This window comes from Stenotrophomonas sp. YJH_SMC_138 (assembly GCF_059369855.1).
The window spans coordinates 87,763-94,274 of record NZ_JCAFTB010000012.1 but is presented as its reverse complement, the minus strand read 5'-3'; the positions used below and the strand labels follow the sequence as shown (position 1 = coordinate 94,274).

At 60.5% G+C, this 6,512-nt stretch carries 8 protein-coding genes and 1 pseudogene; 8 read left to right on the top strand and 1 reads right to left on the bottom strand.

What is annotated here, in order from left to right:
• The 7 genes and pseudogenes from AC5P7I_RS20095 to AC5P7I_RS20065 form a co-directional block, all read left to right on the top strand.
• Positions 1-685, top strand: a 685-nt coding sequence (locus AC5P7I_RS20095; RefSeq protein ID WP_495222176.1) for an RHS repeat-associated core domain-containing protein, incomplete at its 5' end; no start/stop codon positions are given.
• Between the two features lie 357 nt (positions 686-1,042).
• Positions 1,043-1,339 (top strand): annotated as a pseudogene (locus AC5P7I_RS20090) (hypothetical protein); the annotation flags it as partial.
• 175 nt (positions 1,340-1,514) lie between these two features.
• On the top strand, positions 1,515-1,955 hold the full coding sequence (locus AC5P7I_RS20085; protein ID WP_141098601.1) for a YbbD-related protein: 441 nt from the start codon (positions 1,515-1,517) through the stop codon (positions 1,953-1,955).
• Between the two features lie 318 nt (positions 1,956-2,273).
• Entirely contained in the window at positions 2,274-2,597 is a 324-nt protein-coding gene (locus AC5P7I_RS20080) for a hypothetical protein (protein ID WP_169410444.1), read from the top strand.
• A 474-nt stretch (positions 2,598-3,071) separates the two neighbouring features.
• Complete coding sequence (locus tag AC5P7I_RS20075; RefSeq protein ID WP_262088185.1) at positions 3,072-3,449, top strand: hypothetical protein; 378 nt, start codon at positions 3,072-3,074, stop codon at positions 3,447-3,449.
• 98 nt (positions 3,450-3,547) lie between these two features.
• Complete coding sequence (locus AC5P7I_RS20070) at positions 3,548-3,934, top strand: hypothetical protein (RefSeq protein ID WP_262088184.1); 387 nt, start codon at positions 3,548-3,550, stop codon at positions 3,932-3,934.
• A gap of 244 nt (positions 3,935-4,178) precedes the next feature.
• Positions 4,179-4,565 carry a hypothetical protein gene (locus AC5P7I_RS20065; protein ID WP_262219360.1) on the top strand — a complete coding sequence of 129 codons (387 nt, stop codon included), beginning with the start codon at positions 4,179-4,181 and terminating at the stop codon, positions 4,563-4,565.
• Between the two features lie 19 nt (positions 4,566-4,584).
• On the opposite strand, the gene AC5P7I_RS20060 is transcribed toward AC5P7I_RS20065, so the two are convergent.
• A complete protein-coding gene (locus tag AC5P7I_RS20060; RefSeq protein WP_262088182.1) occupies positions 4,585-4,959 on the bottom strand; it encodes a hypothetical protein in 375 nt (124 codons plus the stop codon).
• A gap of 567 nt (positions 4,960-5,526) precedes the next feature.
• On the opposite strand from AC5P7I_RS20060, the gene moaA reads away from it, so the two are divergent.
• Positions 5,527-6,507, top strand: coding sequence for a GTP 3',8-cyclase MoaA (moaA, locus tag AC5P7I_RS20055; protein ID WP_197557433.1), 981 nt, complete (start codon positions 5,527-5,529; stop codon positions 6,505-6,507).
• Positions 6,508-6,512 lie beyond the last annotated feature (5 nt).

Below are 6,512 nucleotides of genomic sequence, written 5' to 3'. Positions count from 1 at the left end.
GCGCGATGTCGCGATCTGGGAGTGGAGCAACAAGAGCGAGGTGTTCGGGAACCAGATTCCGAGCGCTGATCCGGATGGAGATGGTGTGGCGTTCGAGCTGGCGCTGCGCTTCCCGGGGCAGCAGGCGACGGATGCGAGTGGATTGTTCTACAACTATCAGCGGGAATACGACCCTGCAGTGGGGCGGTATTCGCAGAGTGATCGCATTGGACTCAGGGGCGGGATCAGCACATACGGATACGTTGGCGGAAATTCACTTAGCTTAATAGACCCGTTGGGGTTAAGGAACGTGCACAAGACAGCCGTCGCAATTGGGAATGCGATCAATGCTGGGCGCTTACTTGCTTCGGGTACGCTGAGGATCGCTGGAGGACTTGGCATGGAGGGGGCAGTAGTGACTGCCGCACCGGGCTCCGCAAGTATTGGGCTGGGCGTCTGGAACATCACTAGTGGCCAGAAGGCGTGGGCTCGCGCCGAGCAGCAGTGGGCGGAGGCAGCCTGTGAAGACAGTAGCAACTATTCGAGGGGCGACGTCCTGAAGACATACTCGGGTTTGTTGCCTTGGGGAACTGAGTCAGATGACCCCGGTGAGCCTTTTTGGATTGATATTATGGAGAAGCACGTTAAGGAGGCTGTCCATAAGCCAAGGGAATTCTTGCAGGAAGTAGGAACCATAGGACTATGAAAACTGGATTGCTGCTCCGCTATGTTGCTTTGATGATCCTGGTCCTCCTAGGCTGGTGGTTTTATAGGCACATAAGCCCCGCGCTAATGACGTTGGTTGCGCTAGTCATCATGGGCGGAAGCACCGTATGGGTCATTATGGCTCTCACAAGAAAGCCAAGTGAAGCGGCCCGAATAGCCAAATCTTGGTGGCGCTTGATCTGGGATGGCTTCTGGGGACTGTGAGCTAATGTTACGTCCGCTAATTAAAGTTCTCCAGCAGGCCGATTGGGACCTCTGCCTACCGATACTGGCAATCGCACCACACTGACCATCTTGGCAGGAAGCGAGAGCCACACCCATCCGGCAACCAACCATCACGGGCCAGGCGCAACAGCAGGCCATCTGGCTGGACAACTACCCGGTGGCGCTGATCAATGTGCCGAGTACCGGCGTGCCGGAACTGGCCTACGTCCAGCCGGATCACCTAGGTACGCCGCGCGTGGTGATCGACCCGGTACGGAACGTCTCGATCTGGGAGTGGAGCAACAAGAGCGAGGTGTTCGGCAACCAGATTCCGAGTGCCGACCCGGATGGCGATGGTGTGGCGTTTGAGCTGGCGCTGCGCTTCCTGGGCCAGCAGGCCACGGATGCGAGCGGGTTGTTTTACAACTATAGTGGTTCGATCAAAACATCAAGGGCGACTCTGCCGCTGACTCCGCTGCGGATCAGTTGGCAAATCGCCTCGGACGATCATCTGGACAAATGAGTCGTACGGGGAGTTGCTCGCAGATGTGCGGGAGCTATCGTCCCGGTGGAAACTTCCCCTACTGATGATTTGGACGCCTCAAATGTACGCTCCCAAGCTGCTCCCAGTCGTGATGCTGTCAATCGCACTTTCTGGTTGCATGGAAGTTGCCAGCACCGAGTATGCAGACCGCAATCAAGCCGTCTCAAGACAAGCAATCGGTGAATCGAAATGGTTGCCTTCATGGTTGCCTGAGGATGCAGTCAACATACGCGAGTCGCACGACATGGACACAAATGAATCATGGCTGGTTTTCCGCCTGACCAGCGGGGTTCTTGCTTTGCCCGAAGAATGTAGGCTGGTGAGCAGGCCGGAGATGTCCGACGCGCGAGTCATGCGGAGATTTCCTCCGTTTGCCCGCAACGCGTGGTCGCGAGCGTCAAGCTATGGCGGCAAGTTCTATCTGTGTCCGGAGGGAAATGCTGGCCGCTGGGTCATGCGCGATGAAGAGCTGGGCCTTGTTTACAGCGGAATAAAGTTATAGGTGGCTGGGCGGTCTCACCCAGTAAGCGAAATGCGTGAGTGGCACGTGGCGATCTCCTTTCCCGGTGCCTGATTCGGCACTTTCCGGCCGAGCGTCGTGTGGGTTCGGGTATGTGTCAAATCGACCTTGCCACTTGTCCGTGTTCACGAATGGGAGGGCCGTGTAAGAAGATCGGATGGTCCGGCAAGCTTCAAGCACCCAGGCGTTCGGCAGGAAGATTGCTGGGCCGCGGTGACGACTGTGCGGGAGGACCTATGGGATATCGGCTCCATGGTCTATTGTGGCTGCAGCGCAGGCGGTGGATAGAGGCGAAGGGAAATGAAAGACAAACTGAGAGAAAGAGAGGCGCTGTCGCCAACTGGCTTCTATGACCGATACTATGCGGAGAGTGGCCTGGATCAGGAAATCGTAGTGGAGCTGCTGGAGCATGTTGCAGACGAGCTTCGTTTGCCCTCCGGGAAGCTCCGTCCTGGAGATCGATTTTCGAAGGAACTGTCGCCTGGTGAAGCTCATGGTTGGGACTCGGGGTATGGGGTGTTGATATTCGAGCTTCAATCGCTCGCAAAAAAACGTGGTATTGCAGTCGATCGGCGGGTGGATTCGCTCGACGACTACATTCGTATCATGGCGGGTATCTATTGATGAGATTGATGCGTCCCTGAATGGCCATCGGCGTGAGACGTCGCAGTGCGTACTGAGGATTCGGGGATGCCAAAGTGAGGTGTGCCGCCGCTGTCATGACCGGTCTGGTTCTGGCGGGCTGTGCAACATCGGGTGGCGATATGGTCGTGCGCGTCTCGGGAAGCGTGCCGCCAGGTCAGGGTGACGTTCGCGCTCTAGATTGTGAGCTGAGTATGCTCGGGGAGGACGAAGGTGTAGTTTCGTCGAAACCGGTTGGAAGCACATTCTCGGTCCCCATGATGGTCGTTGCAGGGCCGGAACCCAGAAGCTACCAATTCGCCGTCGAATGCAGGGATGGCCGGAGGTTCGCATCCAAAGAAGTACAGATCAGTAGTCGGCGGTCATATGCCCGGGATCTCAATCTTGGGGAGCTTCAGGAGCGGTGACCGGCGATCGTCCTCGCGCATCCCAGAGCTCTGATGGGGAATCTAGTCCATGAGATTCATTTACGTGTTGCTCCTCATCCTTCTCACAGGTGCGGCGCTGTTTTCATTTCGCAAACTCCAACGAGGTGAGCTGGGCGAGAAGCCGGTTTATGCCGCTTTGCAAAGCGCCGAGCTGGAGTACAGACGCCAGCCGGTTGGCGACCTGATCTATGAAGAAGGGGGCGGGCATCTGCTCGCGGGGTTCTCTGTAGACGCGCAAGCGAGGGTTTGGGTTGCGTTGGACACAACGAGGGACAATGGGGATCTGTTTGTCGTCCCTATGCACGGGGAACAGAGAATCCCTTGTCAACTCGTCGATCAACTGGTGTCGGCCAATGTTGGATCAGCACAGGCTAGGCACGCGTTGAAGGCGTCTTGCGTGAAGTAGGGCGTTGCGAGGCTGAAGAAATACCCCGTACACGCCGCAGCAATGATGGCGGCGGTGATTCGGTCGTTCTGTTGTATGGGTTTGGGGAATTCCAGTAGATGAAAGATTTCAACGCGCTCGAATGGTGTGACGCCACGTTGCTGGCTATCAACATCGATAGAAGGAATCCAGGCGTATGCGATGAGGTAAAGGTCCACGTGCGCTGGCCGGACGGCCGGCAGGCAACCGTCTGCTTCTCGGAAGCCTACGGGTGCTCGGCGCTCATGAACTTCGGCGTACTGGGGGAGGAGGGAATAGAGTTCGCCAGGGTCGAGGACGACGAGCCGGGGCTTGCTCATCTTCTTGATCGTTGGAAGGCGGTCGGCTATCCGTTGTCCGGCCTGAAGTGTTTCCGTATCGAGACCACCTCGACCGGAAGCGTAATTCTTATCTACGCCAGGACATGGCGGATCGAGCATCTGCCGATGGCGGGTGCAGTGCCCTGAAGGACATTCCGTGCCCAGATTCCTCACGCCCGACAAGGTCTCCCTCATTCAGGGGAAGCGGCCTGAGAAGACCGAGCGGAGATGTGCTTGGGGTCATGATTTTTGACTCTGCGGCGGCGTTGGCCGCCACACCTTGCATATTGGGGCCTTGATGATGGTGAGGATCCTGACAGCACTACTTCTGATTGGAGTCGGACTTGGATTCTCTGGCGGCGCATGGGCTCTAGGAAAGCGGCCCTTCAAGATGATCCAGTTCTGTGTGCATGACCAAGACGGCTTGAAGCGGTTCAAGCAGACCCTCAGCTCTATCGCCAACGACGAAGGAATGCAGTTCTTTGATGGCAGCGCTGAATTGGATCGCCAGCTTGCCAGGGCAAAGGTGGACATGAAGCGCCCCGTCGTCTACGTCGGAGTGAAGCGGGAAGATGGCTCTGGACTGGAGGCGGGGAACCTCGGATTGGATCGCTTCGAGATAGCTATCGGCTTTTCTGAAGGGAAGATGCCCGCCGAGGCACGGTCATTTTCTGTCCGCGTCGAACGCGCTTTGGCAGAGCGCTGGAATGTACACGCGATTCCCCCGGACAAGGGCGCTGCGCCGACGGCGTGTCGGGCGGGAAGCGATCCTCGTTGAATGGCATTGCAGATGGCCTTCACCCTTCGGGCTGCAACCGCCCCACCGCCTGGGCGCACAACGACTGGCAGGCCATGACCAACCCCTCCATCACCCGGTCGCCCACGTACTGCCCGGGTTCGCCGTTCTGACGGGTGCGTTCGGCCGCCAGCAGCATTTCCAGCACCACCCGCAACCCGCTCAACGCGCAATCGGCGTCGGCCAGGGCCAGGCAGCGCCCGGGCAGCTGGTGACGCTCCGGCCAGGGTTGTCCGTCGGCCGCAGCACCGGAGCCGATGCGGTGGAGATTGGCAATGAAGGTGTTCCTGTCCACTGTTGGCGCAGCCGGAGGCGAACCGTCGTCGCCGGCGGTGCTGCGGTGGGCGTGCAGATGCGGGAGGTCCGATTCGTTCATGGCAAGGCTCCGTGCAGGGCAATCGGTAGCCGCCACCCATAAAAGTGGCGGACGGTACGTGGTTCGAACACCGGGTTGATGTCAGTCCGGTGGGCCCGAAGGCCCCCACGCACCGCCCGCCATAGCCGGCAGACGGATTGCCAGCCGGCGCCACGCTAGGGTGGCGCCGGCTGGCAAGCGCATACATCAACATCAACTCGGGTGTTCGAAGCCCGGCCACCCTTTTCCGGTGGCACGCCATCTGAGCCCCTGGCGCTGTGCAATGCCAATCAGAAGAGTTGTAAACATCACTCGATTGGAGACGCTTTTGACATTGTCCTACGCTGCTAAGCCCCGCCAGTGCTGGCTGGCGTAGTGATCCGCCCGCAACGTGCAATCTGCGACATGTGTCGAGGTTGTCACGGCGAACGGGACGGGCGGGGAGGGCCTATCACGACAGGCGGCGCCAATTCAGCCTGCGGGCTGTCCCGGGTTGACGCTTTCAACGCCCCAGCGCACTCTGCGGGTTGGGGTCGACAACCCGTTCAGGGGCAGGGCTGCAGGGTGGTACCAGGAGGCGGAACAGCCATGAGCCAACTCACCGACAGCTTCGGACGCAGCTTTCCGTACCTGCGCTTGTCGCTCACCGAAGCCTGCAACTTCCGGTGCAGCTACTGCCTGCCCGACGGGTACCAGGCCGACGGCCGCCCGCGTTTCCTGCAGGTGGATGAGATCGGCCGCCTGGTGCGGGCCTTCGCGGCGCTGGGCATGAGCAAGATCCGCCTGACCGGCGGCGAGCCCAGCCTGCGCAAGGATCTGGATGAGATCATCGCCACCGTGGCGGCGGTGCCGGGCATCCGCAAGGTGGCCATCACCACCAATGGCACGCTGCTTCCGCGGCGCCTGCCGGGTTGGCACCGGGCCGGGCTGACCGCGCTGAACGTGAGCATGGACAGCCTGCAACGCGAGCGTTTCCACACCATCACCGGGCACGACCGCCTGCCGGAGATCCAGCAGGGCCTGGCCCTGGCGCAGGCGTTGGGCCTGCCGGCGATCAAGCTCAACGCGGTACTGCTGCGGGGCCTGAACGACGACGAGCTGCCGCAGTGGATGGACTACCTGCGTGACCGCCCCTTCAGCGTGCGCTTCATCGAGCTGATGCGCACCGGCGACAACGAAGCCTATTTCCAGCGCTACCACCTGCGCGCCGACGTGGTGGTCGAGCAGCTGCTGGCCGCGGGCTGGCACGAGCGTCCGCGCGCGGCCGACGCCGGCCCGGCGCGCGAGTTCGGCCACCCCGACCATCGCGGCAGCATCGGCATCATCGCCCCGTATTCGCGTGACTTCTGCAAGGGCTGCAACCGCCTGCGGGTGACCGCCAAGGGCGACCTGCGGCTGTGCCTGTTCGGCGAGTTCGGCGTACCGCTGCGCCCGCTGCTGCAGCGCGATGAGGACCACGACGCGCTGCTGGCACGCATCACCACCCAGCTTGGCCTGAAAGCGGCCGGGCATGGACTGCACCAGGGCCAGACCGGGCTGACCCCGCACCTGGCCTCCATCGGAGGATGAGCAAC